This is a genomic window from Streptomyces sp. NPDC057697 (assembly GCF_042799335.1).
Classification (GTDB): domain Bacteria; phylum Actinomycetota; class Actinomycetes; order Streptomycetales; family Streptomycetaceae; genus Streptomyces.
Window position 1 is genome coordinate 1 of sequence record NZ_JBHVJA010000010.1, and the last position, 25,075, is coordinate 25,075.

The window sequence follows — 25,075 nt, forward strand, 5'->3', positions numbered from 1 at the left end:
GCCCTGGGCCCTGGGGCCGGGGCCGATCGGCACCTTCGCGCCGGGCAGCCGCACCGGGCCGCCCGCGTCGGGCGCGGGCGCCGGGGCGGGGGACGGGGGGCGCGGGTCGGCGCCGCTGCGCCAGGCGGTGTCCCGGCCGGGGGCCGGGGGCTGCGGGGGCGGCGGCGGAACGGCGACGGGCGCGGCGGTCTTCCGCCCGCCGCGGCGCTGCTCGATCATCGCGGTGGCGGAGACTGGAAGCCACGCCGAGGCCGTACCGCTGTCGTCGCCGCCGGAGGCGAAGAGGTGCGGGGCGAGCTGGGCCTGGAGGTCGGCGGGGGTGGGCCGCAGTCCGGCGTCCATCTGCATGCAGGACTCGATCAGCGGCCGCAGCTCGGCGGGCAGGCCCTCCAGGTCCGGGCCCTCGCGCAGCAGCATGAAGACCGTCTCGACGGGGTTGCCGCCGTGGAACGGCGCGTGGCCGGTGGCGGCGTAGACCAGCGTGGAGCCGAGCGAGAAGACATCGCTGGCGCCGGTGACGCTGCGCGAGTCCCTGGCCTGTTCGGGCGACATGTACGCGGGGGTGCCCACGGCGACGTTCGTCATCGTCAGCCGGGTGTTGGAGACCCCGGACGCGATACCGAAGTCGATCACCCGGGGGCCGTCCTCGACCACGAGCACGTTCGACGGCTTCATGTCGCGGTGGACGAGCCCCGCGCCGTGGATCGACTGGAGGGCCTCGGCGATCCCGGCGGCCAGCCAGCGCACCGCCTGGGCCGGCATGGGCCCGCACTCACTCACTATCTCTTCCAGCGAGGGGGCCGGCACATAGGCGGTGGCGAGCCACGGCACTGCGGCGCGCGGGTCGGCGTCGACCACCGCGGCCGTGTAGAAACCGCTGACGGCGCGGGCGGCCTCCACCTCGCGCGTGAAGCGGACCCGGAACAGCTGGTCCTCGGCGAGCTCCGTACGGACCGTCTTGATCGCCACGCGCCGGCCCGAAGCCGAGCGGGCGAGATAGACCAGCCCCATGCCGCCGGCCCCGAGCCGTCCCAGCACCTCGAACGGGCCGATCCGCCTCGGGTCGTGCTGCGTCAGCTGCTCCACCACTTGCCTGCCACCTCCCCGTACGGGCCTCAGGAACAGAAGCCCGCGAAAACCCGCCCTGTACGGCGTCTCACCACTGGGCACCACCCGGCGGTGCGCACCCCCGATTCTTCCTGGCTGAGGCCCTGGTTGCGAACCCGGGGGCGGATCGGGGTGTCACAGCTCACTCTGCCCCCTTCTCGGACACAGGGGGCTGAAGTACGGCGAAAACGGCGCCCTGGTCGTCCTGGAGGACCGCCATTCGCCCGTGCGGGATGTCGAAGGGCGGCGCGGAGATGCGGCCGCCGAGGCGCACGGCGTGCCCGGCCGTGCTGTTGCAGTCCCGGACGGCGAAGTAGCTGAGGAAGTAGCTGGGCATCTCCGCCGGGAAGGCGTCGGTGATGACGCTGCGGCCGCCGATCGCGGTCTCCGGTCCGGGCTCGGTGCCCGCCGGGGACCACATCCGGAAGTCGAGACCGGACTCGGAGGTGCCGGGTCCGTCCGCCCCGGGGCCGTCGAGCTCGGTGCCCTGGAAGCCGAAGACCTGCTCGTAGAAGGCGTCCACCCGGTCCTTCTGGCGGGTGTAGACCTCGGTCCAGCAGAAGGAGACGGGTTCGTTCTGCTTCTGGAAGCCCTCGCGGTCACCGGCCTGCCAGAGCCCGAAGACGGCTCCGCCGGGGTCGGCCGCCTGGGCGAGCGCGCCGGCCCGGCCGGCCCGGACCGGCTCGGTGATCACCTGGCCGCCCGCCTCCCTGATCCGCGCGGCGGACGCCACGATGTCGTCGGTGGCGAAGTAGACCCCCCAGGCGGTGGGCATCCGGCCGTCCTGCTTGGCGGCGAGCGCGGCGACGAGCTTCCCGCCGCTGAAGGCGTCCGCGTACGGTCCGTCGCCCGCCCGGAAGGTCCAGCCGAACAGCTCGCCGTAGAAACGCTTGCCCGCCTCCAGGTCGGGCAGCTGCACATCCACCCAGCACGGCGCGGATCGCGCGAAAGCGGCCATGGGCCCGGGTCCTTCCGTGTTCCCGCGTCGCGCGCGGGTCGTAGCAGTGACGCTCGTCACAGCAAACGTAACCGGGGGTCGCGCGCGGCGCGCCCCGACCGGCCCGCATCGAACGAAGTTTCGATAAAACCGGGCGGAAGGCCCCTCTGCTCACGGCATCACGGAAAGTTATCCACGGAAGTTATCCACAGGCTGTTGATAAGACTTATCACTCCGTGGTGTGCTCCGGGTGCGCATACGGCGAAATCCGGCCACTCCCCCCACCCCGTCTGCGGCGATCCCCATTTGCAGTCGGCCGAATCGCGCTCCGATCACCCCTCGGTAAGCTGACGGCATGACAGGACAAGTGCGCACCGTCGACGGCCGCGTGGCCGGTCGGCGCGGGCAGGCGACGCGACAGAAGCTGCTCGACTGCCTCAGTGAAATGCTCAGCTCCTCACCGTACCGGGACGTCAAAGTCATCGACGTGGCCCGGAAGGCGGGGACTTCACCCGCGACCTTCTACCAGTACTTCCCCGACGTCGAGGGCGCCGTCCTCGAAATCGCCGAGGAAATGGCCAAGGAGGGCGCCGGGTTGACCGAACTGGTCGCCGGCCGCTCCTGGGTCGGCAAGGCCGGCTGGCAGACGGCCGAAGAACTCGTCGAGGGGTTCCTCGACTTCTGGCGCCACCACGACGCGATCCTGCGCGTGGTCGACCTCGGCGCGGCCGAGGGCGACAAGCGGTTCTACAAGATCCGCATGAAGATCCTGAACTCGGTCACCAACTCCCTCACCGATTCGGTGAAGGAGCTCCAGGCCAAGGGCAAGGTCGACAAGGAGGTCAGCGCCGCCGCGATGGCGGGCTCGCTGGTCGCGATGCTGGCCGCCGTCGCCTCGCACCAGAAGGGCTTCACCACCTGGGGCGTGAAGCAGGCCGAACTCAAGCCGAACCTCGCCCTGTTGGTGCACCTGGGCATCACGGGCAGGAAGCCGACGCGCTAGCACCGGCGCCGACGGCCGCTCTCCCCCCGGGTATCGCGCGGCCGCTGCGGGCGCCCCAGGTCCTGTCTCACCGAACGGCGGTCCACGCTTGTGGTCCGCCGTCGGTGCACCCGGACCCCGGTCAGGGACCGACCCGCCCGCGCAGCCTGAACAGCCGTATCTCGCGGTCGATCCGCGCCTGGTACGCCGCGTACGGCGGCCAGAACTTCAGCGCCGCCCGCCACACCTCTTCCCGCTCGGCCCCCTCCAGCAGCGTGGCGTGCACCGGAATGTCCCGGCCATGCCAGTTGACGACCGCCTTGTCGGGACCGGCCAGCAGATTCGCCGTCCAGGCCGGGTGCCCCGCGCGGCCGAAGTTGCTGCCCACGAGGATCCAGCTCCGCTCCGCGCCGCTCCCGCCGTCCGCCCCGCCCCGCTCCCCGTTCTCGGGCATGCAGGCCAGTGGAGTGGTCCTGAGCTGCCCGCTCCGCGCACCCGGCACCGTCAGGACCAGCCCCGGCAGCATCCGGGCGCTGAGCAGCACCCGGCCGCGCGTGAGCCGGTGCACCGTACGGTCCATGGCGGGGACGACATGCGGAGCGACCTTCGCGAACGCCCGGGTGGAGGAGACCTTCTGGATCAGCCGTGCGCCGGTCGCCATCAGACCGCCACCCGCTCGGCCGTTCCCGGCGCGTCCGGGCCCGGGGAGTTCGTACCCGGGGCGTCCGGATCCGGGGCGTCCGGATCCGGGGCGGGTCCCCCGAACAGCCCGGCCCGGTGGGCCGCGTGGTCGCGGAGCCGGTCGGCGGGGCCGAAGAGCAGTTCGTCGGCCGCGGCCCGCCTGAAGGACAGCTGGGCCTCGCGCTCCCCGGCGGGGCCGGTCGCGCCGGGCAGCCGGACGGCCTCGGCGGCGGTGGCCCGCAGCGCCTCCAGGGCCTGGGCGAGGGCCAGTCCCCCGCCGGCGGCCGGGTTCCAGACCGCGTAGTACGCCGCGGACCGGGCCTCCTGCACCCGTGCGTAGAGCTCCGCGAGACGGTGCTTCACGCGCTCGGCGGAACCGGCCGCCCGGCCGGACCGCTCGCGCGCCCCGACCTGCTCCGCCATCCGCTCCAGCGCACCCGCCGCCGTCCCCACCGCCTCCGCGGCGAGCAGCGCGGCGGCCGCTCGCCCGGCCGAGGCGAGGGCGCCGGTGACGTCGGCGGTGTCGTCCGCGCCGAGGAGCTCGGCATCGGTGTCGCGGAGTTCGATCCCGGCCAGCGGCCTGCTCCCGTCGAACGGGGTGCGGCGGGTGCGGACGACTCCGTCCGCCGTGTCCGGGTGGACCAGGAAGAGGAGGGTACGGCTGCGCGGGAAGCCTCCGGCATGGGCGGCGACCAGGAGGAGCCCGGCGCTGTGCCCGTCGAGGACCCGGTCGGCCTCCCCGTACAGCCGCCAGCCCCGGGTGCCGCCGGGCACCGGCCTGGCCTGCATACCGCCCGCCCGGCCCCCGCCCGCCCAGGCGCCGCCGGTGTCGTCGCCGGTGAGGCCGAGGGCGGTGGCGAGCGAGCCGCCGGGCACGGCCAGGGTCGCGGTCAGCCCGCCGTCCGCGATGCGCGGCAGCAGGGCGGCACGCTGGTCCTCGGTGCCCCGTACGGCGATCAGGGGGGCGGCGAGCGCGGCGGTGGCGATCAGGGGCGAGGGCAGCCGGGCCCGCCCGGTCTCCTCGCAGGCGACGGCGAGCCCGGCGAAGCCGCGGCCGGTGCCCCCGTACTCCGGTGGGAGGGCGAGACCCGGCAGCCCGGGGTCCCGGGCCAGCCGTCGCCAGAGCTCCGCGTCGTACCCGTCGGCGGCCCGCCCGGCGCTCCCGTCGCCGCCGGGTGCGCGGCGCGCGGCCAGGAGTTCGCGCACGGTGCGGCGGATCTCGTCCTGTTCCGCGGTGAAGGCGGCATCCATCGTCGGACTCCTTCCCCTGAGGGGCCTGCGGCCCCTATCTGACGGGGCGTCATGTTAGGGGGCAATCCGCGAGATGCCCAGAGCCGCGCGCCGAGGGGGGGCGGGGCACGGGCGAGCGGACGGACGGGTGGGCAGGCAGGGTCGGGCGGACGGGGCCGGGGGTCCGCGACCACCGAGAGATCCGCGCCCACCGGGAGACCGGTACCCGCCGGAAGGCCGGTACCCGCCGGGTGGTCCGCGTCCGCCATATCTGATGTACCGTCAGATCCATGCCTTCTTCCCACCGCAAGGTCGCTGTCGTCGGCATATCCCTCGCCGACTGCGGGCGCGTGGACGCGGCCACGCCGTACGCCCTGCACGCCCAGGCCGCCCGCCGGGCGCTCGCCGATTCGGGGCTGGACCGGTCCGTCGTCGACGGCTTCGCCTCCGCCGGGCTCGGCACCCTCGCCCCGGTCGAGGTCGCCGAGTACCTGGGGCTGAAGCCCACCTGGGTGGACTCCACCGCGGTCGGCGGTTCGACCTGGGAGGTGATGGCGGCCCATGCGGCGGACGCCATCGCCGCGGGGCACGCCCGTGCCGTGCTGCTGGTGTACGGGTCGACGGCGCGCGCGGACATCAAGGCGGGCCGCCGGACCTCCAACCTCTCCTTCGGGGCGCGCGGCCCGCTCCAGTTCGAGGTGGCGTACGGGCACTCGCTGATCGCCAAGTACGCGATGGCGGCCCGCCGCCACATGCACGAGTACGGGACGACCCTGGAGCAGCTCGCCGAGGTCGCGGTCCGGGCGCGGGCCAACGCGGCGGCCAACCCGGACGCGATGTTCCGGGAGCCGGTCACGGTGGACGAGGTGCTGTCCGGGCCGATGATCGCGGACCCGTTCACCAAGCTGCACTGCTGCATCCGCAGCGACGGCGGCTGCGCGGTGCTGCTGGCCGCCGAGGAGTACGTACCCGACACGGCGAAGGCCCCCGTCTGGATCCTGGGCACCGGCGAGCACGTCTCGCACTCCACCATGTCCGAGTGGGAGGACTTCACGGTCTCCCCCGCGGCGGTCTCGGGCCGCCTGGCGTTCGAACGGGCCGGGGTGCGGCCCTCGGAGATCGATCTCGCCGAGATCTACGACGCGTTCACCTACATGACGCTGGTGACGCTCGAAGACCTGGGGTTCTGCGCCAAGGGCGAGGGCGGCGCCTTCGTGGAGAAGGGCCGGACCGGGCTGACGGGCGAGCTGCCGGTCAACACCGACGGCGGCGGGCTGTCCGCCTGCCACCCCGGGATGCGCGGGCTGTTCCTGCTGGTGGAGGCGGTACGCCAGCTGCGCGGCGAGGCGGGCGAACGCCAGGTGCGCCGGGCGGGCGGCCGGCTCCCGGAGCTGGCGGTGGCCTCGGGGACGGGAGGCTGGTTCTGCTCGTCGGGGACGGTGGTACTGGGGCGGGGATGAGGGGCCCGGGAACGGCGCGAGGGGGTGGCCGTCGCCCGCCCCGTACCGCCCATGCGCTGCAATGGGGGCATGACCGACGCACACCAGGGCTTCCTGGACCTGCTCCACGCCCAGCGCGTCTGGGACGTGGAGCTGCCCGGCTTCGACCCGGCCTCCGCGCCCCCGGCGCCGCTGCCCCTCTTCCACCGCTGGTTCGCCGAGGCGGTGGCCGCCGGACAGCCGGAGCCGCACACGATGTCGCTGGCCACCGTGGACGCCGAGGGGCATCCCGACGTGCGGACGCTGATGCTGCACGACGCGGACGAGCGCGGCTGGCACTTCGCCACCCACCGCACCAGCGCCAAGGGCCGCCAGCTGACCGGCCGGCCGTACGCGGCGCTCGGCTTCTACTGGCCGGCGCAGGGCCGGCAGGTGCGGGTGCGGGGGCCGGTCACCGCGTGCCCGCCCGCCGAGAGCGGCGCCGATCTGCACGCCCGCTCGACCGGGGCGCTCGCCGCGGCGCTGACCGGCTCGCAGAGCGAGGTGCTGGGCTCGGCCGAGGAGCTGGCCCGTACCGCCGACGCCGCCTGGGAACGGGCGCACGCCGAGCCGGACGCTCAGGTCGCGAGCTGGACCCGGTACGTGGTCGGGGCGCGGGAGGTCGAGTTCTTCCAGGGCGACGCGCGCCGCAGGCACGTACGGCTGCGCTACCGGGCGCGGGACGCGGCCCGGCCCCTGGAGCCGGCCTGGACCCGGGAACTGCTCTGGCCGTAGCGGACCCGGGCACCGCCCCTGCCGGGCGGCCCCGGTCCGCGAGGGCCGTCCGCCCGGCCAGGACGCGGGGCCCGCGCGCCGGACGGTGCCCCTGCGGCCACCGCCCGGCGGGCGCGGCCGTACGGGCACGGTCCGGCGGCCGGCCGTCAGTCGAGGGAGATCGCCTGCACCGGACAGACGCGCACGGCCTCCTTCACCGTGGCACCGTCGAGGGCCTTCTCGTAGTCGGGCAACAGCGCGCTGAAGCCGTCGTCGTCCTGCGTGAACACCTTCGGCGCGGTGAGCGCGCACTGGCCCGCACCGATGCACCGGTCCTTGTCGATACTGATCCGCATCCCAGCAGAGCCTTCCGGTCGCATATCGATCACCATGTTTCGTTCAACGGGTTCCGTTCACCAGGTCACGGGCATTTCGAGCAGGCCCTGGATGGTGTCACCCGGCTTGAACGGGATTTCCTCGGCGGGTACCGCCAGCCGCAGACCGGGAAAACGGTCGAAGAGGGCGGGCAGCGCGATCTCCAGCTCGGCCCGAGCCAGGTTCTGGCCCAGGCACTGATGGATTCCGAACCCGAAAGCGACGTGATTACGCGCGTTCCGGCCAAGATCCAGATCGTCCGGGTGCGGATAGACGTTCTCGTCCCGGTTGATCACCGAAGTGGTCAGTATGACGCCGTCCCCCGCGCGAATGGTCACCCCGCCGACCTCGATGTCCTCGACGGCCACCCGCGAAATTCCGTCCGCGATGGACAGGAAGCGGAGCAGTTCCTCGACCGCGGACGGCATCAGCCCCTCGGACTCACGCATCCGGGCCAGCTGGTCGGGATGCTGGAGCAGGGTGAACGTGCCGAGCGAGATCATGTTCGCGGTGGTCTCGTGCCCGGCGATGAGCAGGATCTGGGCCAGCCGCACCAGCTCGTCGTGGTCCACGGCCCCGGACGCCAGCTGGTTGGAGATCAGCTCGTCGAGCAGCCCTTCGCCCGGGGTGGCCCGCTTCTGCTCGATCAGCACCCGGAAGTACTCGTCGAGCGCCTCCCGCGCCGCCTCCACGTCCGAGGACTTCGGGCCGCGGAGCAGCTTGCGCGACTGCGCCTCGAAGAACTCGTGGTCGTCGTAGGGCACCCCGAGCAGCGCGCAGATGACCATGGACGGCACGGGCAGGGCGAAGGAGTCGACCAGGTCGGCCGGCGGCCCCTGCTCGGCCATCGTGTCCAGCAGCCGGTCCACGGTCTCCTGGATCCGCGGCCGGAGCGCGGCCGTCCGCCGGACCGTGAAGCTCGGGATCAGCATCCGGCGCTGGGCGTTGTGCTCCGGGTCGTCCACGCCCAGCAGTTCGACGCGGCGCAGGGTGGTCCCGGCCAGCCGTTCGGCGAAGAAGGGGAACGCGGGGTTCTCCCGGTCGGAGGACAGCCTCTGGTCCACCAGGAGCGAACGTGCCTCGGTGTGGCCGGTCACCAGCCACACCGTGCGGCCGTCGTAGAGCCGGGCGGGTGACACCGGCCGCTGCCCCCGGTGCTCACGGTATTCGGTCGGCGGGTGGTAAGGACAGGTGCGGTTCTGCGGAAAGGAGACGGTTTCGGCGTCTGCCATGGCGGACCTCGCAAGAGATGGGGGAGTCCTACCGATCTCCGCCCACTAGATGCCTCGGGCACCTAATGGGTCTAGGTGTAGTTCGGCCAAATGTCATCGGAGAGATCCCTATTCCGTCCGCCGCACCGACCGGGCATTTCCAGCCACCCGTTCGAACTCCTCGTACCGACTTCCGGACGCGGTCTCTTCTCCCATTCTGCTCCCGCGCTCCGCTTCCGTGTTCTCCGCCGTGCCCGCTCGTCTCCGCTTTTCCGGTACAGGGAGCAAGATGGAAAGCACCAGGGCCTGCCCGGCGGATCAGGGCCGGCCGGGCCCCAGGGCGACTGGAGGCGATGATGAGCCGAACCCGTTCCCGCACCCGTTCCCGTTACGCCCCGGACGGCGGGTTGACCACACGCATGGTCGGCACCATGTTCCTGATCGGCCTGCTGTACGTGGTCCTGGTCGGCGTGCTGCTGGCCGTGCTGCGCGGCGCCTGGCCGATCATCCTGATCCTCGTCGGCTCCATGTTCATCGCCCAGTTCTGGTTCAGCGACCGCATCGCCGCGTTCAGCATGGGGGCCCGTGAGGTCACCCCCGAGGAGGCTCCCGAACTGCACGGGGCGGTCGACCGGATCTGCGCTCTTGCCGATATGCGGAAACCGCGTGTAGCCATCGCGCAGAGCGACGTACCGAACGCCTTCGCGACCGGCCGCAGCGAGAAGACCGCCCTCGTCTGCGCCACCACGGGGCTGCTGCGCAGACTGGAGCCCGGGGAGCTGGAGGGCGTGCTGGCGCACGAGATGTCGCACGTCGCGCACCGCGACGTCGCCGTCATGACGATCGCCTCCTTCCTCGGCGTGCTCGCCGGGATCATCACCCGGGTCGCGCTGTGGGGCGGGCTCTCCCGCAACAGCCGGAGCAATGACCCGATCGGCATCGCGATCATGCTGATCCCGCTGGTCAGCGCCGTGGTGTACGCCCTGAGCTTCCTGCTGACCCGGCTGCTGTCCCGGTACCGCGAACTCTCCGCCGACCGCGCCGCCGCCCTGCTCACCGGCCGGCCCTCGGCGCTGGCCTCCGCCCTGACCAAGGTGAGCGGCCAGATGGCCCGCATCCCGACCGAGGACCTGCGCAAGGCGGAGCCGTACAACGCCTTCTACTTCGTCCCCGCGTTCTCCTCCAAGGAGAGCCTGAGCCGGCTGCTCTCCTCCCACCCGACCCTCGAACAGCGCCTCGACCAGCTGGCCCGCATCTCCGCCGAACTCGCCCGTCCGTGAGGAACACGGAGCCGAAGCAACCGCCCGGAGGAACGCCCATGGGCCTTCTCGACGTCATCCTCGGCCGCAGCAAGCCGGTCCGCCCCGACCTCGACCAGCTCTTCGCCGTCCCCTCCGCCGCCCTCACCCTCCAGGCGGGCGCGGGCTTCGAGCCGACCGGGCTCGGCTCGGTCTGCTTCGCGGGCGTCGAGGGCGGCTCCTTCGCCCGCGTCCAGCAGGACATCCGCGACCTGCTCGACGCCGACACCGGGCGCGGCGGCATCCCGGTGGAGTTCAGCCAGGACGGGTACGGCTACACCTGGCTGCTCTCCCGCCGTCCGGCCGACGACACCGCCACCCTGGTCAACGACCTGCACGCGGTCAACACCCTGCTCCAGGATGGTGGCTTCGGGCCGCATCTGCTCTGCTCGCTGATCGGCTTCCGGGACGAGCGGGACCGTCCGCTGGCCCTGGTCTATCTCTACAAGCGCGGCACGTTCTATCCGTTCGCCCCCGTGCCCGGCGGCGCCGAGAAGCGGGACAACCAGTTGGAGTTGCAGGTCAGGGCGGTGCTCGGGGACGACCTGCGGATGGAGAAGGATCTCGCCCGGTGGTTCCCGGTGTGGGGGGCGCCGGGGCTGTGAGGCGGGGCGGCCCGCCGGGCGGGCCCCGGCGCGGCGCCCGCCCGTATCATCGCCGCCATGACAGCCGATCCCGACCGTACCGCCCGCCTACGCGCCTCGGACGCCGATCGCGAGGCGGTGGTCGAGCAGTTGCGGGAGGCGGCGGCCGAGGGCCGTATCGACCTCGACGAGCTGGACACCCGGCTCGGGCAGGCGCTCTCCGCCAAGACCTACGCCGAGCTGGCGCCCCTCACCGAGGACCTGGTTCCCATCGAGGTGGCCGTCGGCGAACCGCTGGTCCTCCGGGGCGGTGTGCACGGTGTGACGCGCTCGGGCGTCTGGAAGGTCCCCCCGGTGATACACGCCCGGGGCGGCATGGGCGGCGTACGGCTCGACTTCACCCGCGCCGAGTGCCGGCTGCGCGAGATCGCGCTGGACGTGCGCGGCGAGATGGCCGGGGTGAAGATCGTGATCCCGGAGGGCTGGACCACGCACACCGACGATCTGGACCCGGGGCTAGGCGGCCTGAAGGACCGGACCACGGACGAGCGCACCCCCGGCGCCCCGCTGCTGCGGCTGACCGGCTCCTGCGGGATGGGCGGTGTGCTCGTGCGCCACCCGAACTTCCGTGAGCGCCGCAAGCTGCGCGCCCTCGAATCCTGACGTACGCGCCGCCGCCCCGTCCCGCCGCGCGGTCGTGGGCCCGCGCCGCGTTCCACCCCGGCGGCCGGGCGCGCTCAGCAGTCCCCGGGGTGGAAGACCGCGACGGCCTCCTCCCCCTCCTCCTGCCGGAAGCCCACCCGCAGCGCCATGCCGACGGCGAGCGCGGACTCCTCGCACCCCACGATCTCCGTCATCATCCGCGGCCCCTCGGCCAGGTCGACCACGGCCGCGACGTACGGGACGCGGGCGCCGAACGGCGGCAGGTCGTTGCGGTGGACGACGGACCAGGTGTAGAGGGTGGCGTCTCCGCCGGCCGGCTCCCAGACGACGTCCTCGCTCCAGCAGTACGGGCAGAACTCGCGCGGGTAGTGGTGCGCGCGTCCGCAGGCGTGGCAGCGGCGCAGCAGCAACTGCCCCCGGGCGGCGGCGTCCCAGTAGGGGCGGCTGAAGTCGTCGGGCTCGGGGCGGTCGAAACGTGCGGCGGCGGCGGTCACAGGAAGAGTCCGATCGCCGCGTCGAGGGACCAGGTCTGCCAGGCCATCGCGAACAGCGCGACCAGTGAGATGAGCGCCATCATCGCGTTCTGCCCCTGCTCGGCCCAGTCGTGGATCATCAGCACGAGGTAGAGGAGGTTGAGCAGGAGCCCCGCGACCAGCGCGACGGGGGTGAGGAAGCCGGTGACCAGGCCGAGTCCCAGGGCGAGTTCGGCGTACACGACGACATGGGCCATGACCTTGGGGTGCGGGGCGACGATCAGCCGGAAGCCGGTGCCCACGGCCTTCCAGCGGTGCGCGGCCGCGACGTCGGCGGCCCAGGCGATGCCCGTACCGCGCTCGAACCAGCCCTTCTTGTCCTTGTGCCGCCAGCTCTCCAGCCACCACAGGCCGAGGCCCATCCGGAGAACGGCGAGCCACTCGGCTCCACCGAGCCAGATCGTCTGCATGGGGCCTCCCGTGGCCTCCCGTTCACTGAATCTGACGGTACGTCAGTTCACCTGATGGCGGGCGGTCCGCGCAAGGGGCGCGCAAGAAGCGCCGGGAAGCGGACGAGAAGAGCGCGAGACGGTGAGCGAGTGGCCAAAAGCCCTCTATGCGTGATCAATTCGCAATCGATTCCGGTCTTGACCGAGACCCATCAACCGGGTGCGCGATTACGCTCCGAACCATGCCCGACAGCGCACTCACCTCCGGCGGCTCCCCATCGGCCCGGACCGACCTCACCGAGGACCGGCCCGTCTATGTGATCGGTGGCGGTCCGGGCGGCCTCGCCGCCGCGGCGTCCCTGCGCGAACTGGGCGTACGGGCGGTCGTGCTGGAGAAGTCCGGGACCGTGGGGGCGTCCTGGCGCCGCCACTACGACCGGCTGCACCTCCACACGACCCGGCGCCGGTCGGCGCTGCCGGGGCTCGCGATGCCGCGCCGGTTCGGCCGCTGGGTGTCCCGGGACGACGTGGTGCGCTATCTGGACAAGTACGCCGAGCACCATGAGCTGGAGGTGGTGACGGGGGTCGAGGTGTCCCGGATCGACCGCGCCCCGGACGGCAGCGGCTGGCAGCTGACGGCGACCGGCGGGCGGGTGCTGACCGGCCGGGCCGTCGTCGTCGCCACCGGCTTCAACCACACCCCGCGCGTCCCCGACTGGCCCGGCCTCGACACGTTCACCGGCGATCTGGTGCACGCCTCCGAGTACCGCAACCCCGCCCCGTACAAGGACAAGGACGTCCTGGTCGTCGGGATCGGCAACACGGGCGCGGAGATCGCCGTCGACCTGATCGAGGGCGGCGCGTCCCGGGTGCGGATCGCCGTGCGCACCGTGCCGCACATCGTGCGCCGCTCCACCGCGGGCTGGCCCGCCCAGTCGACCGCCGTCCTGGTGCGCAGGCTGCCGGTCCGGCTGGTCGACGGGGCCGCGGGCCTGATGTGCCGGATATCCGTGCCCGACCTCGCCGCGCAGGGCCTGCCGCGCCCGGACACGGGCCTGTACTCACGCGTCAAGGACGGCGCCATTCCGGTGCAGGACGTGGGGCTGATCGACGCGGTGAAGCACGGCCGGGTGGTGCCGGTGGCGGCCGTCGGGTCGTTCGACGGCGACGCGGTGGTACTGGCCGACGGCGAACGGATCACCCCGGACGCCGTGATCGCGGCGACCGGCTACCGCCGGGGGCTGGAGGGCCTGGTCGGCCACCTCGGCGTACTGGATGCCCGGGGCCGTCCGGTGGTCCACGGCGCCCGCACCCCCAAGCAGGCCCCCGGCCTGTACTTCACCGGCTTCACCAACCCCATCAGCGGCATGCTGCGCGAGCTGGCCCTGGACGCCCGGAAGATAGCGAAGCGCCTGGCCCGCCGGGGCTGAAACCAGGCGGCGGCGGACCGCCGTGCGGCGGGGACGAGTTGCCGCACGACGCGGGCGGGCCGCCACTCAGAAAGGACGGCCGCCGTACGGCCCCGGCGGGCGGGAGCGCTCGCCGCACGACCCCGGCGGGCCGCCGTGCGACGGGGCGCTCCGCCGTGCGACGGGGACGAGTTGCCGCACGACGTCGGCGGGCCGCCGCCCAGAGCGGGACGCTCCGCCGCACGACCCCGGCGGGCCGGCGCGCGACGGGCGGCGCTTCGGCCGTGTGCGCCCCGCGCACTCATTCGGGGCCTCGGTCAGGCTTTCGCTGCACGACCATTCCTGACGCGCCGTCAGTTCAGTAACCTGACAGAGCGTCAGCTTTTGGCTGGCCGGGCACGATCACCCGACGGACCCCGACCAGAAGTGGGCGGAACGATGCTTGGATCGACTCACGGCACCCTCACCACCGACTTCCGCGCCAGGGTGGTGGCCTGCGGCGAAGAGCCGCACGCCGCCGTCCACAGCGTGACGGTCGACGCCGCCACCGAGTGCGTCCTGGACGTCAGCGGCAGGCCGCTGCACGCCGCCGTTCCGGACCTGGACCGGTTCTTCCGGCCCGCGTCCGTGGCCGTCATCGGCGCGTCCGACACCGAGGGGCGGCCCAACACCGGCATCACCCGGCAGCTGATCGGCTGGGCCGAGCGGGTCGGGGCGCGGCTCCATCCCGTGCACCCCACCCGGGAGTCCGTGTTCGGGCGGGCCTGCTCCCCCTCCGTGGCGGAGCTGCCGGAACAGGTCGACCTGGCCGTGCTGCTGGTCGGCGATCCGCTCCCGGTGATCGAGGAACTCGCGCAGGCCAAGGTGCGGTTCGCCGTCGCCTTCGCCTCCGGGTTCGCCGAGACGGGCGAGGAGGGCGCCGCCGCCCAGGCACGGCTGGCCGCGGCGGTGGAACGGTCCGGGCTGCGGCTGCTCGGGCCGAACACCAACCTCAACGCCTTCGAGAGGTTCCGGGACGATCTGGACGGGCCGGCCATCGCGCTGATCACCCAGTCCGGCCACCAGGGCCGCCCCGTCTACACCCTTCAGGAACTGGGCGTCCGGCTCTCGCACTGGGCACCCACGGGCAACGAGGCGGATCTGGAGACCGCCGACTTCATCTCGTACTTCTCGCAGCGCCCCGAGGTCGGGGCCATCGCCTGCTACGTGGAGGGGCTCAAGGACGGGCGCTCCTTCCTGCTGGCCGCCGACCGGGCGGCACGGGCCGGGGTCCCGGTCGTGGCGGTCAAGGTGGGGCGTACGGAGACGGGGGCCAGGATGGCCGCCTCACACACCGGCAAGCTGACCGGCGCCGACCAGGTGGTGGACGCGGCGATGCGGCAGTTCGGCGTGATCCGGGTGGACGGGCTCGACGAGCTCCAGGACACCGCGGCGCTCCTCGCGCGGGCGCGAAAGCCGCGGGCCGAAGGGGTCGTCGTGTATTCGATCTCGGGCGGGACGGGGGCGCACTTCTCCGATCTGGCGACCGGCGCGGGGCTGAGCCTGCCGACCCTCTCCGAGGCGAAGCAGCGCGAGCTGCACGAGTGGATCCCCGGCTATCTGAACGTGGCCAATCCGGTGGACAACGGGGGCCACCCGGTCGGCGACTGGCGCGGCCGGAAGATCATCGACGCGATACTCGCCGACCCTGGGGTCGGGGTGCTGATCTGTCCGATCACCGGCCCCTTCCCGCCGATGAGCGACAAGCTCGCGCAGGACCTGGTGGACGCGGCGGAGACCACGGACAAGCTGGTGTGCGTGGTGTGGGGCTCGCCCGTCGGCACGGAGGAGGCGTACCGCACGACGCTGCTCGGCTCGTCCCGCGTCGCCACCTTCCGCACCTTCGGCAACTGCATCACCGCCGTGAAGGCCTATCTGGACCACCACCGCTTCGCCGCCTCCTACCGCTCTCCCTTCGACGAGGCGCCCCGCACGCCGTCGCCCTCCTTCCGCAAGGCGCAGGCGCTGATGCGCCCGGGACACCAGCTGAGCGAACACGCGGCGAAGCAGCTGCTGCGGGCGTACGGCATCCGGGTCCCGCGCGAGCAACTGGTGACCAGCGCCGCCGCGTCCGTCCGGGCCGCGGGGCTGGTCGGCTACCCCGTGGTCATGAAGGCGTCGGGCGCCCGGCTCGCCCACAAGACCGAACTGGGCCTGGTGAAGGTCGGGCTCACCTCCGCGAGCCAGGTGCGCGACGCGTACCGCGAGCTGACCGACATCGCCCGGTACGAGGAGATCGATCTGGACGGGATCCTGGTCTGCCAGATGGTCGAGCGGGGCGTCGAGATGATGGTCGGCGTCACCCAGGACGCGCTGTTCGGGCCGACCGTGACGGTCGGGCTCGGCGGCGTGCTGGTCGAGGTGCTGCACGACGCGGCGGTGCGGGTGCCGCCGTTCGGCGAGGACCAGGCGCGGTCGATGCTGGGCGAACTGCGCGGCCGGGCCCTGCTGGAGGGCGTGCGCGGTGGCCCGCCGGTGGATGTGGACGCGCTCGTCGAGGTCGTGCTGCGGGTGCAGCGGATGGCGCTGGAACTGGGCGACGACCTCACCGAGCTGGACATCAACCCGCTGATGGTGCTCGGGCGGGGGCAGGGCGCGGTGGCGCTCGACGCGCTCGCCGTCTGCCGCTGACCGGTCGCCCCGCCACCCGGCCCACCTACTCAGGAGCTGCCCCATGCCGTCCTCCCCCGAAGACATCACCGGGTCCGCCGAAGCAGCCGACCCGCTCACTACCTTGGTACTGCACAGCACTGACAACGGCGTCTGCTGGATCACGCTCAACCGGCCCGAGGCGATGAACGCCGTCACCCGGGAGCAGCGGGAACGCGTCATCGGCCTGCTCGCCGACGCCTCCGCCGACCCGGCGGTCCGGGCCGTCGTCCTCACCGCCACCGGCCGGGGCTTCTGCGCGGGCGCCGACCTGCGCGGCGCCCCGGCGACCGGCGAGCGGGTGCCGGGCGACGTGGCCCGGACGATCCGGCTGGGCGCGCAGCGTCTGATCGCCGCGGTCCTGGACTGCGAGAAACCCGTCGTCGCGGCCGTCAACGGCACGGCGGCCGGCATCGGCGCCCATCTCGCCCTGGCCTGCGATCTGGTGCTGGCCGCCGAGTCGGCGAAGTTCATCGAGGTGTTCGTGCGCCGCGGCCTCGTGCCGGACGGGGGCGGCGCCTATCTGCTGCCGCGGCTGATCGGCCCGCAGCGCGCCAAGGAGCTGATGTTCTTCGGCGACTCGCTCCCGGCGGCGGAGGCGGAGCGGCTGGGGCTGGTCAACCGGGTGGTGAAGGACGAGGAACTGGCGGGGACGGCGCGGGCGTGGGCGCAGCGGCTGGCCGAGGGACCGACCCGTGCGATCGCCCTCACCAAGCAGCTGGTCAACGCGTCGATGGACGCCGACCGGTCCACGGCGTTCGCCGCCGAGGCCATGGCCCAGGAGATCAACATGACGACCCGGGACGCCAACGAGGGCGTGGCGGGCTTCGTGGAACGCCGCGCGCCGAAGTACCGGGGGGTCTAGGACCTGTCGTCGGACCGCCGCCTGCCGTGCGGCGCCCGGCACGCACGCGCGCCGCATGGTCGGAGCCGTCCCCGCGGACCCGGTACGGGGACGATCCCGCGCCTCGCGCCCGCACGCACCGGACACCGCACGGCCCGGCCTCCGGCCGGACGACGGCACTTCGACGACAGGCCCCGGGGCCCGCCGTCCGGATCGGGCGCGCGAGCCCGGCATGGTCCGGACGGGAGGCCCCGGGGGCTTCGGCCCGCCCGGACGGCTCTACCCGGCCGCGGTGTCCGTGCCGCCGCGCGCCCACCAGAGCCATACCGCCCCGCCGACCGTGACGACGACCGTCGCCGCGATCGCCGTCACATACGCGCTCTGCGACGGATCGTGGGGGTAGCTGAAGAGGAACCAGGCGACGTTCATCGCCGAGGGCGCCAGGACGGCCAGCCCGAAGCCGGTCCACTTCTGCCCCGCCGTCCAGTGCCGGGACCTGAACAGCACGATGGATCCGGTGACCTTCAGCGCGAAGCCGAGCGGTACCCAGAGGTAGCCGACGCCGAGGGCGAGCACCAGCAGCAGCGCCACGAGCCACGCGGGCGAGCGGCGTCCGGGCGCCTTCCCGGTGCCGGGCGCCTTCCCGGTGCCCGCGCCGGATCCGCTCCCGTCACCGGTGACGGCACCGGGGGCGAGCCCGGACTCCTGGAGCGCGGTGGCGGCGATGGCGCGCGGGTCGCCCAGACGGCTCAGGACGTCCTTGCTGCTGCCGGCCCCCTCGGCGAGCGCTGTCTCGATGTGCTCGGCGAGGTCGGCCAGGAGCTCCTGGCGGCGCTCCGCGGGAAGCGCGGACGTCTCGCGCCCGACCGCCGCGAGGTAGTCCCGGACCAGGGTGTCCCCGGCGCCGTTCGCGGCGTTCTGCGGCTTCTCGGTGGTGTTCATCGTTCGGTCTCCCCGGACGTCCGTGGGTCGGGCTTCGGCACGACGAGGCGGTCGACGGCATCGCGGAAGACCGGCCAGGTCGCCGTGAACTCCGCGAGCGCGGCGCGTCCCGCCCCGGTCAGCTCGTAGTAGCGCCTCGGGGGCCCCGAGGCGGACTCCTGCCAGGTGGTGACGACGAGCTGTTCCCGCCGCAGCCGCGACAGCAGCGGATACACCGTGCCCTGGCTGGTCGCCAGCGCCCCGGTCTCCTCCAGCTCCCGCAGCAGTTCGACCCCGTACCGCGCCCCGTCACGCAGCAGGGCGAGCACGCAGAACTCCAGCACGCCCTTGCGCAGCTGGGTCTCGGCCTTGCTCACGGTGCGGTTACCGGGATCACCTGGTTCCATGCAATGCAATGTACCTTGCCACGCAGCGGCATGTCCAAGCTGCCTGTCCCCGGCCCTTCCCATCTGATAGGCCGTCAGCTCTAATCGAGGGGTGATGGGACACGCAGGCATGGCCGCCATCGCCGTCCGGTACCTCAGGTCCGTCGGCGCCGCCACCACCGCCGCTCCGGCGCCGGTCGATCCGTTGCCGCGCCCGCATCTGCGGGCCGTCACCGACGGCGAGCGGCCGCCCGTGGACCCGGGCGAATTCCGCCGCGTACTGGGGAGCTTCGCCAGCGGCGTCACCATCGTCACCGCGCACGACCCGGACGGCACCCGGGGCCCGGCGGGCTTCGCCTGCCAGTCGTTCGCCTCGCTCTCGCTCGACCCGCCGCTGGTCACCTTCATGGTCGCCCGTACGTCGACGACCTGGCCGCGCATCGCACGCGCCGGGGTCTTCTGCGTCAACATCCTCGGTGCGCACCAGGGCGCGCTGTGCCGGAGCTTCGCGGTGAGCGGCGCGGACAAGTTCGCGGGGGTGGCGTACGGGGCCGCCCCGGCGACCGGGTCGCCGCTGCTGGACTCCGTACCGGCCTGGGTCGACTGCCGCGTCCAGGCCGTCCACACCGGGGGCGACCATCTGATCGTCGTCGGCCGGGTGGAGGCGCTGGGGGCGGCGGAAGGGGCTGATCCGCTGCTGTTCCACCGGGGGGTGTTCGGGCGGTTCGGCCCGCTCGACGGGTGAGCGCGCGGCCGCGCGCCAGGACCTGTCTTCGAACCGCGGTCGCGCGGCAGACGGAAGTTCGAAGACAGGGCCCGGGCGCCGTCAGCCGAGTCCGGCGACGGCGTCCGAGGGCTCCCGGACCCGCCGGATCACCAGCGCCATCAGCGCCGCCGTCGCGCAGAGCGCCCCGGAGGCGTACCAGACCACGTCGTACGAGCCGAACGCGTCCCGCGCCACTCCGCCCAGGAACGCCACCAGCGCCGCCCCCACCTGGTGGGAGGCCAGCACCCAGCCGAAGACGATGGCGCTGTCCTCGCCGTACTGCTCGCGGCACAGGGCCAGCGTCGGCGGGACGGTGGCGACCCAGTCCAGGCCGTAGAAGACGATGAAGAACACCATCGGCGGGTGGACCGTGGGCGCCATCAGCATCGGCAGGAAGAGCAGCGAGACGCCGCGCAGCGCGTAGTAGACGGCGAGGAGCCGCCGGGCGTCGAAACGGTCGGTGAGCCAGCCGGAGAAGACGGTGCCGATGATGTCGAAGACCCCGATGACCGCGAGCAGCGAGGCCGCAGCGGTGATGGGCATGCCGTGGTCGTGGGCCGAGGGCACGAAGTGGGTACGGATCAGGCCGTTGGTGGAGGCCCCGCAGATCGCGAACGTGCCGGCCAGCAGCCAGAAGGGGCCGGTGCGCGCCGCGTCGACCAGGACGCGTACGGTCCGGCGGGCCGCCCCGCGCGTGGGCGCGGGCTTCTCCGCGTAGGCGCCGCCGTACGGGGCGAGGCCCACATCGGCCGGGTGGTCGCGGAGCAGCAACCAGACGAACGGGACGACGACCAGGGCCGCGAGCGCCACCGTCACCGAGGCGGGGCGCCAGCCGTGATGGGCGACGATCCAGGCGCACAGCGGCAGGAAGACCAGCTGGCCGGAGGCGCCCGCCGCGGTGAGGATGCCGGTGACCAGACCGCGCCGGGCCACGAACCAGCGGTTGGTGACGGTGGCCGAGAACGCCATCGCCATGGAGCCGGTGCCGAGGCCGACGAGCAGGCCCCAGTAGATCATCAGCTGCCAGGCGGCGGTCATCCACACGCTGGCCAGTGCCCCGGCCGCCACGGTGCTGAGGGCCACCACGACGACCCGGCGGATGCCGAAGCGGTCCATCAGCGCGGCGGCGAACGGAGCGGTGAGCCCGTACAGCGCCATGTCGAAGGAGACGGCCAGTCCGATCTCCCCGCGCGACCAGCCGAACTCCGTGTGGAGCGGGTCGATGAGGAGGCCGGGGAGCGAGTTGAAGGCGGCGCCGCCGATGATCGTCACGAAGGTGACGGCGGCGACGATCCAGGCGCGGTGGACACGTCGACGCGAGGAGCCTCCGGGGGGTGCGGGGGCGGTCCGCCGGTCGTCGTCCCGGGCGGCGCTTGCGGTTGTCTGGGTCACGTCACCCAGCATCGGTCGGCCGCGCACCCCTCACGAGTGGCCCGAGGGACGCTCTTCGCAGGAATCGGGCCACCGGGACCACCGTCCGGTCCCGCCCTCGCCGTGTCGCCCCCGTGCCGTCCCCGTGCGGCGGCGGGCGCCGGTCCGCCGCGCGGCTGTCCGCGCCGGGAGTCCCCGCGCCCCGACCGGCTTCGGTGCGGGGCCGCCCGCCGACGGTGTACGCGGGCGGTCCGGCGACCCCGGCCGCGCGCTCATCGCGGTCCGGACGTCCGGGGAACACGGCCGGGGGAAGCGGCCAGGGCCATCACCGCCCACGCGAACGCCGCCCCCACCACGTACCAGAAGAGATCGGGGGCGCCGAAGGCCGAGCCGAGGACCAGCCGGGCCGCCGTGCTGTGCCGGGAGAGGTCGGCGGGCACCCCGGTGAGTTGCAGCAGCTCCACCGCCCAGCTGAACACCAGCCCCGCCCCCGCCCTGACGACCGGGCGCGCGCCGGGCGCGATCACGGCCGCCAGGGCGCAGATCAGCACCGTGTAGAGCGCGTCCCCGGCGTACTTGGCGAAGGCGCCGTCCATGGACGCCCTGACCCCGAGCCCGGCGAGGACGGTGAGCACCGCGGCCCCGGCCGCGAACGCGCGGGCGCGCACGGCGCCCGGCCGACCCGCTCCGGTCACGCGATCCGCTCCAGCCTGCTGATCGGACGGGCCACCAGCAGCACCGTCACCACCAGCAGGTTGATCACCGCTCCGGCCAGCAGCACCTCGGGCGCGCCCACCCGGTCCGCGACCGGCCCCGCCAGCGCCCGGCCCGCCGCCAGCATCAGCAGCGAGCCCGCCACGTCGTAGGCGTGCAGCCGGTTCAGCGCCTCCGGCGGCACATGGGTCTGGACCGTCGTCGACCACATCACCAGCCAGAACGCGAACGCCGCACCCGCCACGAACTGCCCCGCCCCGAGCGCGGGCACCGGCAGCCCGAGGCCCAGCACCAGCAGGTTCACACAGACCCCGGTGAGTGCGACGGCGCCCGCCGCGAGCGGGCGGCGGGGTCTCAGCCGCAGGGCGAGCAGCCCGCCGGCGACGCTGCCCGCGCCGTTCACCGCCATCATCACGCCGTACGTGCCCGAGCCGTGCGCCTCGGTGACCTCGACCGCGGTGAGCGGAAGCATCGGGCCGAGCACCGTGAAGCCGTACACCGTCCAGATCGCGATCACCCCCCACAACCAGCTGCGGGCCCGGAACTCCCGCCAGCCGTCCACCAGTTCGGCGACCAGGGTGCCTCGCCGCGCCTCGTCCGAGGGGGCCGGGGCGAGTCGCAGCAGGAACAGGCAGACGCCGGAGACCAGGAACGTCGACGCGTTCGCCGCGTAGACCGCCCCGGCGCTGGCCAGCCCGACGAGCATGCCCGCGAAGGCCGGGCCCGCCATGGTCATCAGCGCCTCGGAGACCCTCAGCACCGCGTTGGCCCGCTGTACGTCCGAGGAGACCCGGGGCACGGTCGAGGCGACGCCCGGCTGGAAGAGCGCGGCGCCCACCCCGGCCACCGCGCTGAGCGTGTACACCGCCCACAGCGGCGGGTTCCCGGTGGCGAAGGAGAACGCCAGCGCGGAGGCCCCGACCAGCCGCAGCGCGTCCGCGATGACCATCATCCGGCGGGGCGTGAACCGGTCCGCCAGTACGCCGCCGAAGAGCACGAAGACCGCCAGCGGGCCCATCCACGCCGCGAGCGCGTACCCCACCGAGGAGTGCGGGCGGCCGGCCCCCAGCAGACCGGCGGTGAGCGCCACCGGGATCATGCCGTCACCGAAGAGCGCGGCGGTACGGGCGACGAAGAAGAGCCGGAAGTTACGGTTCCAGAGCCCCTCCGGCCGGCCGTCACCGAGCCCCCCGCGCAGGCCGCCGAGGGGGTCACCGAGCCCGCTGCCCAGGCCGTCACCCGCCGGACGCACACCGGATGTACCGGGCAAAAGGGTCTGTACGCCGTCGTGTTCGACGGCGGGAATGCGCGGGTGCTCCGCGGACTTTTCACTCACAGGAGTGACATGTATCAGGGTTGAGGTCTATACCACTAGGGTCGAAGGGAGTCCGCCCGTGCCCCACCGCATCGCCGTCCTGGCCCTCGACGGCCTGCTTCCCTTCGAACTGGGCATCCCCCAGCGGATTTTCGGCCGGTCGTTCGGTATCGGGCCGCACGACGAGGGCCGCAGTCTCTACGAAGTCGTGACCTGTTCCGTCCGCCCGCCGGGCCCGGTCCGCACCGACGCGGACTTCACGATCACCGTCGAACGCGGCCCCGAGACCCTGGCGACCGCCGACACGGTGGTCATCCCCGCCAGTTACGAACTCGGCCCCGTCTACACGGAGGGCAGGCTCACCGACGAACTGGCCGCCGCGTTCGCCCACATCAGGCCGGGGACCCGGATGGTCTCCATCTGCACGGGGAGTTACGTACTGGCCGCCGCCGGATATCTCGACGGGCGCCCCGCCACCACCCACTGGTGGCACGCCGACCACTTCCAGCAGCTCTTCCCCGGGGTCAGGGTCGACCCGGACGTCCTGTTCATCGACGACGGGGACGTCCTGACCTCCGCCGGGGTCGCCGCGGGGATCGACCTCTGCCTGCACATCGTGCGCCGCGACCACGGCACCGCCGTCGCCAATGACGTCGCCCGCCGCACGGTCGTGCCCCCGCACCGGGACGGCGGTCAGGCGCAGTACATCCGGCGCCCGGTGCCCGAGCACCGGCTCGCCACCACGACCACCGCGCGCACCTGGGCGCTGGGGCGGCTGGAGCGGCCGATCCTGCTGCGCGACATGGCGCAGCAGGAGTCGATGAGCGTACGGACCTTCACCCGCCGGTTCCGGGAGGAGGTCGGGGTCAGCCCCGTGCAGTGGCTGACCCGGCAGCGGATCGAACGGGCCCGGCACCTGCTGGAGTCGACGGACCTGTCGATCGACCAGGTGGCCAGGGACGCGGGCTTCGGGACGCCCACCTCGCTGCGGCAACACCTCCAGACGGCGCTGGGGGTCTCCCCGACGGTCTACCGGCGCACCTTCCGCGCCGGAAGGAACTGACGGGCGCCTGCGGGCGCCCCGGGCGCTCGCGGGCTCCCGCGGGCGCGGGTCAGAACATCAGCACGCCCCGGGCCACCCGGCCGTGGTGCGCGTCGTCCGCCGCCCTGGCGAAGTCCTCCACCGGGTAGGTGGTGGTGACGAGTTCGTCCAGGAGCAGCCGGCCCTCCCGGTACAGCTCCGCGTAGAGCGCGATGTCGCGCTGCGGGCGCGAGGAGCCGTAGCGGCAGCCCAGGATCGACTTGTCCAGGTACATCGACGAGACGAGGAACGAGGCCTGCGCCGTCGCGGCCGGGACGCCCAGCAGGACCGCCTGGCCGTGCCGGTCCAGCAGGTCGATCGCGGTACGGATCAGTTCCGTGCGGCCCACGCATTCGAAGGCGTGGTCGGCGCCGTCCGGCAGGATCTCGCGCACGCCGTCCGCCGAGGTCAGGAAATGCGTCGCGCCGAACTGCCGGGCCGCCGCCTCCTTCGCGGGGTTGGCGTCCACGGCGACGATCGTCAGCGCGCCCGCGATCCGGGCGCCCTGGATCACGTTGAGACCGATGCCGCCGGTGCCGATCACCACGACCGTGTCCCCCCGGTCGACCTTCGCCCGGTTGAGCACGGCCCCCACGCCCGTCAGCACCCCGCAGCCGATCAGGGCCGCGGAGGCCAGGGGGATGTCCGCCGGGATCTTCACCGCCTGTACGGCCTTGACCAGGGTCCGTTCGGCGAAGGCCGAGTTGGAGGCGAACTGGTACAGCGGCTTCCCGCGCCGCGTGAACGGCCGCCCCGGCCGCCCGATCGCCTTGCGGCACATGGTCGGGCGCCCCCGGTCGCACTGGGCGCACGCCCCGCAGTTGGCGAGCGTGGACAGCGAGACGTGGTCGCCGGGCGCCACATGGGCGACGCCCGCGCCGACCGCCTCCACCACGCCCGCGCCCTCGTGTCCGAGCACCACCGGTGGCGGGAACGGGATCGTCCCGTCGATCACCGAGAGGTCGCTGTGGCACAGCCCGGCCGCGGCCACCGCCACCAGCACCTCACCGGGCCCCGGTTCACGTATCTCCAGATCGTCGACGACCTCGGTCCGTTTGCCGTCGAAGACGACGCCTCTCATCCGGGCTCCCTCGGTAGGCCGAGCAGCCGCTCGGCGATGGTGTTCCGCTGGGTCCGGGCCCGCCCGGCCGGCCGCCGGGCCCGCGCGCCCCGGCGCCCGGCCCCGCGCCCCGGTCCGGAGCGGTCCGGACGGTGGGCACCGGACCGTGATCCGGCCCGGTCCGGGCGAAAGGCCCCAGGCCCTGTCCTCGAACTGCCGTCTGCCGTGCGGCCTCCGACCCGTACCCAAGACCGCCCGGCCCGGAGACCGCGCGTACCGGACACCGCACGGCCCGGCCCGGCCTCCGGCCGCACTTCGCAGACGGCCCCAGGCCCTGT

General features: G+C 73.4%; 25 protein-coding genes. 11 read left to right on the forward strand and 14 right to left on the reverse strand.

The window, feature by feature from the left end; all coding sequences use genetic code 11:
• Together ACFVFH_RS23990 and ACFVFH_RS23995 are read right to left on the reverse strand one after the other, a co-directional pair.
• Positions 1 to 1,086: serine/threonine-protein kinase (locus ACFVFH_RS23990; protein WP_383772694.1), on the reverse strand; the 1,086-nt coding region annotated here is incomplete at its 3' end.
• Between the two features lie 163 nt (positions 1,087 to 1,249).
• Complete coding sequence (locus tag ACFVFH_RS23995; RefSeq protein ID WP_383772136.1) at positions 1,250 to 2,065, reverse strand: VOC family protein; 816 nt, start codon at positions 2,063 to 2,065, stop codon at positions 1,250 to 1,252.
• 334 nt (positions 2,066 to 2,399) lie between these two features.
• On the opposite strand from ACFVFH_RS23995, the gene ACFVFH_RS24000 reads away from it, so the two are divergent.
• Positions 2,400 to 3,047, forward strand: coding sequence for a TetR family transcriptional regulator (locus ACFVFH_RS24000; RefSeq protein ID WP_072485663.1), 648 nt, complete (start codon positions 2,400 to 2,402; stop codon positions 3,045 to 3,047).
• A 121-nt stretch (positions 3,048 to 3,168) separates the two neighbouring features.
• Here the strand turns inward: ACFVFH_RS24000 and ACFVFH_RS24005 are convergent, their stop codons facing one another.
• Both ACFVFH_RS24005 and ACFVFH_RS24010 read right to left on the reverse strand, forming a co-directional pair.
• On the reverse strand, positions 3,169 to 3,687 hold the full coding sequence (locus ACFVFH_RS24005; RefSeq protein WP_383772138.1) for a nitroreductase/quinone reductase family protein: 519 nt from the start codon (positions 3,685 to 3,687) through the stop codon (positions 3,169 to 3,171).
• Entirely contained in the window at positions 3,687 to 4,958 is a 1,272-nt protein-coding gene (locus ACFVFH_RS24010; RefSeq protein ID WP_383772140.1) for an acyl-CoA dehydrogenase family protein, read from the reverse strand. The genes ACFVFH_RS24005 and ACFVFH_RS24010 overlap by 1 nt, the downstream gene beginning before the upstream one ends.
• Before the next feature lie 269 nt (positions 4,959 to 5,227).
• On the opposite strand from ACFVFH_RS24010, the gene ACFVFH_RS24015 reads away from it, so the two are divergent.
• On the forward strand, positions 5,228 to 6,397 hold the full coding sequence (locus tag ACFVFH_RS24015) for an acetyl-CoA acetyltransferase (protein ID WP_383772142.1): 1,170 nt from the start codon (positions 5,228 to 5,230) through the stop codon (positions 6,395 to 6,397).
• Positions 6,398 to 6,466: 69 nt separating this feature from the next.
• Positions 6,467 to 7,150 carry a pyridoxal 5'-phosphate synthase gene (locus ACFVFH_RS24020; RefSeq protein WP_383772144.1) on the forward strand — a complete coding sequence of 228 codons (684 nt, stop codon included), beginning with the start codon at positions 6,467 to 6,469 and terminating at the stop codon, positions 7,148 to 7,150.
• Between the two features lie 146 nt (positions 7,151 to 7,296).
• On the opposite strand, the gene ACFVFH_RS24025 is transcribed toward ACFVFH_RS24020, so the two are convergent.
• Entirely contained in the window at positions 7,297 to 7,485 is a 189-nt protein-coding gene (locus ACFVFH_RS24025) for a ferredoxin (RefSeq protein WP_383772146.1), read from the reverse strand.
• Positions 7,486 to 7,542: 57 nt separating this feature from the next.
• Positions 7,543 to 8,736 (reverse strand): cytochrome P450, encoded by a 1,194-nt coding sequence (locus ACFVFH_RS24030; protein WP_383772148.1) that lies wholly within the window; start codon positions 8,734 to 8,736, stop codon positions 7,543 to 7,545.
• 335 nt (positions 8,737 to 9,071) lie between these two features.
• On the opposite strand from ACFVFH_RS24030, the gene htpX reads away from it, so the two are divergent.
• The 3 genes from htpX to ACFVFH_RS24045 are packed head-to-tail and all read left to right on the forward strand — an operon-like array spanning position 9,072 to position 11,260.
• Positions 9,072 to 9,995 (forward strand): zinc metalloprotease HtpX, encoded by a 924-nt coding sequence (gene htpX, locus ACFVFH_RS24035; RefSeq protein WP_383772150.1) that lies wholly within the window; start codon positions 9,072 to 9,074, stop codon positions 9,993 to 9,995.
• A 38-nt stretch (positions 9,996 to 10,033) separates the two neighbouring features.
• Complete coding sequence (locus ACFVFH_RS24040; RefSeq protein ID WP_383772152.1) at positions 10,034 to 10,618, forward strand: hypothetical protein; 585 nt, start codon at positions 10,034 to 10,036, stop codon at positions 10,616 to 10,618.
• Positions 10,619 to 10,675: 57 nt separating this feature from the next.
• Entirely contained in the window at positions 10,676 to 11,260 is a 585-nt protein-coding gene (locus ACFVFH_RS24045) for a DUF1707 domain-containing protein (protein ID WP_383772154.1), read from the forward strand.
• Between the two features lie 74 nt (positions 11,261 to 11,334).
• Here the strand turns inward: ACFVFH_RS24045 and ACFVFH_RS24050 are convergent, their stop codons facing one another.
• The gene (locus ACFVFH_RS24050; RefSeq protein WP_383772156.1) at positions 11,335 to 11,754 is read right to left on the reverse strand and encodes a Zn-ribbon domain-containing OB-fold protein; all 420 of its coding nucleotides are present in this window, start codon (positions 11,752 to 11,754) and stop codon (positions 11,335 to 11,337) included.
• Positions 11,751 to 12,203 (reverse strand): DoxX family protein, encoded by a 453-nt coding sequence (locus ACFVFH_RS24055; RefSeq protein ID WP_383772158.1) that lies wholly within the window; start codon positions 12,201 to 12,203, stop codon positions 11,751 to 11,753. The genes ACFVFH_RS24050 and ACFVFH_RS24055 overlap by 4 nt, the downstream gene beginning before the upstream one ends.
• A gap of 221 nt (positions 12,204 to 12,424) precedes the next feature.
• On the opposite strand from ACFVFH_RS24055, the gene ACFVFH_RS24060 reads away from it, so the two are divergent.
• The 3 genes from ACFVFH_RS24060 (at position 12,425) to ACFVFH_RS24070 (ending at position 17,144) form a co-directional block, all read left to right on the forward strand.
• Positions 12,425 to 13,612, forward strand: a complete 1,188-nt coding sequence (locus ACFVFH_RS24060) for a flavin-containing monooxygenase (RefSeq protein ID WP_383772160.1) — start codon at positions 12,425 to 12,427, stop codon at positions 13,610 to 13,612.
• Positions 13,613 to 14,029: 417 nt separating this feature from the next.
• Entirely contained in the window at positions 14,030 to 16,261 is a 2,232-nt protein-coding gene (locus tag ACFVFH_RS24065) for an acetate--CoA ligase family protein (protein WP_383772162.1), read from the forward strand.
• 43 nt (positions 16,262 to 16,304) lie between these two features.
• Positions 16,305 to 17,144, forward strand: coding sequence for an enoyl-CoA hydratase/isomerase family protein (locus ACFVFH_RS24070; RefSeq protein ID WP_383772164.1), 840 nt, complete (start codon positions 16,305 to 16,307; stop codon positions 17,142 to 17,144).
• Between the two features lie 258 nt (positions 17,145 to 17,402).
• Here ACFVFH_RS24070 and ACFVFH_RS24075 read toward each other — a convergent pair whose 3' ends face one another.
• Together ACFVFH_RS24075 and ACFVFH_RS24080 are read right to left on the reverse strand one after the other, a co-directional pair.
• Entirely contained in the window at positions 17,403 to 18,065 is a 663-nt protein-coding gene (locus tag ACFVFH_RS24075) for an HAAS signaling domain-containing protein (RefSeq protein WP_383772166.1), read from the reverse strand.
• Positions 18,062 to 18,451: a PadR family transcriptional regulator gene (locus tag ACFVFH_RS24080; RefSeq protein WP_383772168.1), complete on the reverse strand. Its 390-nt coding sequence runs from the start codon at positions 18,449 to 18,451 to the stop codon at positions 18,062 to 18,064. Before ACFVFH_RS24080 ends, ACFVFH_RS24075 begins: the two co-directional genes overlap by 4 nt.
• 109 nt (positions 18,452 to 18,560) lie before the next feature.
• On the opposite strand from ACFVFH_RS24080, the gene ACFVFH_RS24085 reads away from it, so the two are divergent.
• On the forward strand, positions 18,561 to 19,175 hold the full coding sequence (locus tag ACFVFH_RS24085; RefSeq protein ID WP_383772696.1) for a flavin reductase family protein: 615 nt from the start codon (positions 18,561 to 18,563) through the stop codon (positions 19,173 to 19,175).
• Positions 19,176 to 19,256: 81 nt separating this feature from the next.
• On the opposite strand, the gene ACFVFH_RS24090 is transcribed toward ACFVFH_RS24085, so the two are convergent.
• From ACFVFH_RS24090 to ACFVFH_RS24100, 3 genes are all read right to left on the reverse strand, one after another.
• Positions 19,257 to 20,588 carry an MFS transporter gene (locus ACFVFH_RS24090; protein ID WP_383772170.1) on the reverse strand — a complete coding sequence of 444 codons (1,332 nt, stop codon included), beginning with the start codon at positions 20,586 to 20,588 and terminating at the stop codon, positions 19,257 to 19,259.
• Between the two features lie 251 nt (positions 20,589 to 20,839).
• On the reverse strand, positions 20,840 to 21,262 hold the full coding sequence (locus ACFVFH_RS24095; RefSeq protein WP_383772172.1) for a DUF2809 domain-containing protein: 423 nt from the start codon (positions 21,260 to 21,262) through the stop codon (positions 20,840 to 20,842).
• Positions 21,259 to 22,479, reverse strand: coding sequence for an MFS transporter (locus ACFVFH_RS24100; protein ID WP_383772698.1), 1,221 nt, complete (start codon positions 22,477 to 22,479; stop codon positions 21,259 to 21,261). The genes ACFVFH_RS24095 and ACFVFH_RS24100 overlap by 4 nt, the downstream gene beginning before the upstream one ends.
• A gap of 196 nt (positions 22,480 to 22,675) precedes the next feature.
• On the opposite strand from ACFVFH_RS24100, the gene ACFVFH_RS24105 reads away from it, so the two are divergent.
• Complete coding sequence (locus ACFVFH_RS24105) at positions 22,676 to 23,659, forward strand: GlxA family transcriptional regulator (RefSeq protein WP_383772174.1); 984 nt, start codon at positions 22,676 to 22,678, stop codon at positions 23,657 to 23,659.
• Positions 23,660 to 23,708: 49 nt separating this feature from the next.
• Here the strand turns inward: ACFVFH_RS24105 and ACFVFH_RS24110 are convergent, their stop codons facing one another.
• Positions 23,709 to 24,758 (reverse strand): Zn-dependent alcohol dehydrogenase, encoded by a 1,050-nt coding sequence (locus ACFVFH_RS24110; RefSeq protein ID WP_383772176.1) that lies wholly within the window; start codon positions 24,756 to 24,758, stop codon positions 23,709 to 23,711.
• Positions 24,759 to 25,075: the final 317 nt, after the last annotated feature.

What these genes read in the sequence shown, in the direction of transcription:
- ACFVFH_RS23995 (WP_383772136.1), bottom strand. Translation starts at nt 2,065, where the DNA reads ATGGCCGCTTTCGCGCGATCCGCGCCGTGCTGGGTGGATGTGCAGCTG.
- ACFVFH_RS24000 (WP_072485663.1), top strand. Translation starts at nt 2,400, where the DNA reads ATGACAGGACAAGTGCGCACCGTCGACGGCCGCGTGGCCGGTCGGCGC.
- ACFVFH_RS24005 (WP_383772138.1), bottom strand. Translation starts at nt 3,687, where the DNA reads ATGGCGACCGGCGCACGGCTGATCCAGAAGGTCTCCTCCACCCGGGCG.
- ACFVFH_RS24010 (WP_383772140.1), bottom strand. Translation starts at nt 4,958, where the DNA reads ATGGATGCCGCCTTCACCGCGGAACAGGACGAGATCCGCCGCACCGTG.
- ACFVFH_RS24015 (WP_383772142.1), top strand. Translation starts at nt 5,228, where the DNA reads ATGCCTTCTTCCCACCGCAAGGTCGCTGTCGTCGGCATATCCCTCGCC.
- ACFVFH_RS24020 (WP_383772144.1), top strand. Translation starts at nt 6,467, where the DNA reads ATGACCGACGCACACCAGGGCTTCCTGGACCTGCTCCACGCCCAGCGC.
- ACFVFH_RS24025 (WP_383772146.1), bottom strand. Translation starts at nt 7,485, where the DNA reads ATGCGGATCAGTATCGACAAGGACCGGTGCATCGGTGCGGGCCAGTGC.
- ACFVFH_RS24030 (WP_383772148.1), bottom strand. Translation starts at nt 8,736, where the DNA reads ATGGCAGACGCCGAAACCGTCTCCTTTCCGCAGAACCGCACCTGTCCT.
- htpX (WP_383772150.1), top strand. Translation starts at nt 9,072, where the DNA reads ATGAGCCGAACCCGTTCCCGCACCCGTTCCCGTTACGCCCCGGACGGC.
- ACFVFH_RS24040 (WP_383772152.1), top strand. Translation starts at nt 10,034, where the DNA reads ATGGGCCTTCTCGACGTCATCCTCGGCCGCAGCAAGCCGGTCCGCCCC.
- ACFVFH_RS24045 (WP_383772154.1), top strand. Translation starts at nt 10,676, where the DNA reads ATGACAGCCGATCCCGACCGTACCGCCCGCCTACGCGCCTCGGACGCC.
- ACFVFH_RS24055 (WP_383772158.1), bottom strand. Translation starts at nt 12,203, where the DNA reads ATGCAGACGATCTGGCTCGGTGGAGCCGAGTGGCTCGCCGTTCTCCGG.
- ACFVFH_RS24060 (WP_383772160.1), top strand. Translation starts at nt 12,425, where the DNA reads ATGCCCGACAGCGCACTCACCTCCGGCGGCTCCCCATCGGCCCGGACC.
- ACFVFH_RS24065 (WP_383772162.1), top strand. Translation starts at nt 14,030, where the DNA reads ATGCTTGGATCGACTCACGGCACCCTCACCACCGACTTCCGCGCCAGG.
- ACFVFH_RS24070 (WP_383772164.1), top strand. Translation starts at nt 16,305, where the DNA reads ATGCCGTCCTCCCCCGAAGACATCACCGGGTCCGCCGAAGCAGCCGAC.
- ACFVFH_RS24075 (WP_383772166.1), bottom strand. Translation starts at nt 18,065, where the DNA reads ATGAACACCACCGAGAAGCCGCAGAACGCCGCGAACGGCGCCGGGGAC.
- ACFVFH_RS24080 (WP_383772168.1), bottom strand. Translation starts at nt 18,451, where the DNA reads ATGGAACCAGGTGATCCCGGTAACCGCACCGTGAGCAAGGCCGAGACC.
- ACFVFH_RS24085 (WP_383772696.1), top strand. Translation starts at nt 18,561, where the DNA reads ATGGCCGCCATCGCCGTCCGGTACCTCAGGTCCGTCGGCGCCGCCACC.
- ACFVFH_RS24110 (WP_383772176.1), bottom strand. Translation starts at nt 24,758, where the DNA reads ATGAGAGGCGTCGTCTTCGACGGCAAACGGACCGAGGTCGTCGACGAT.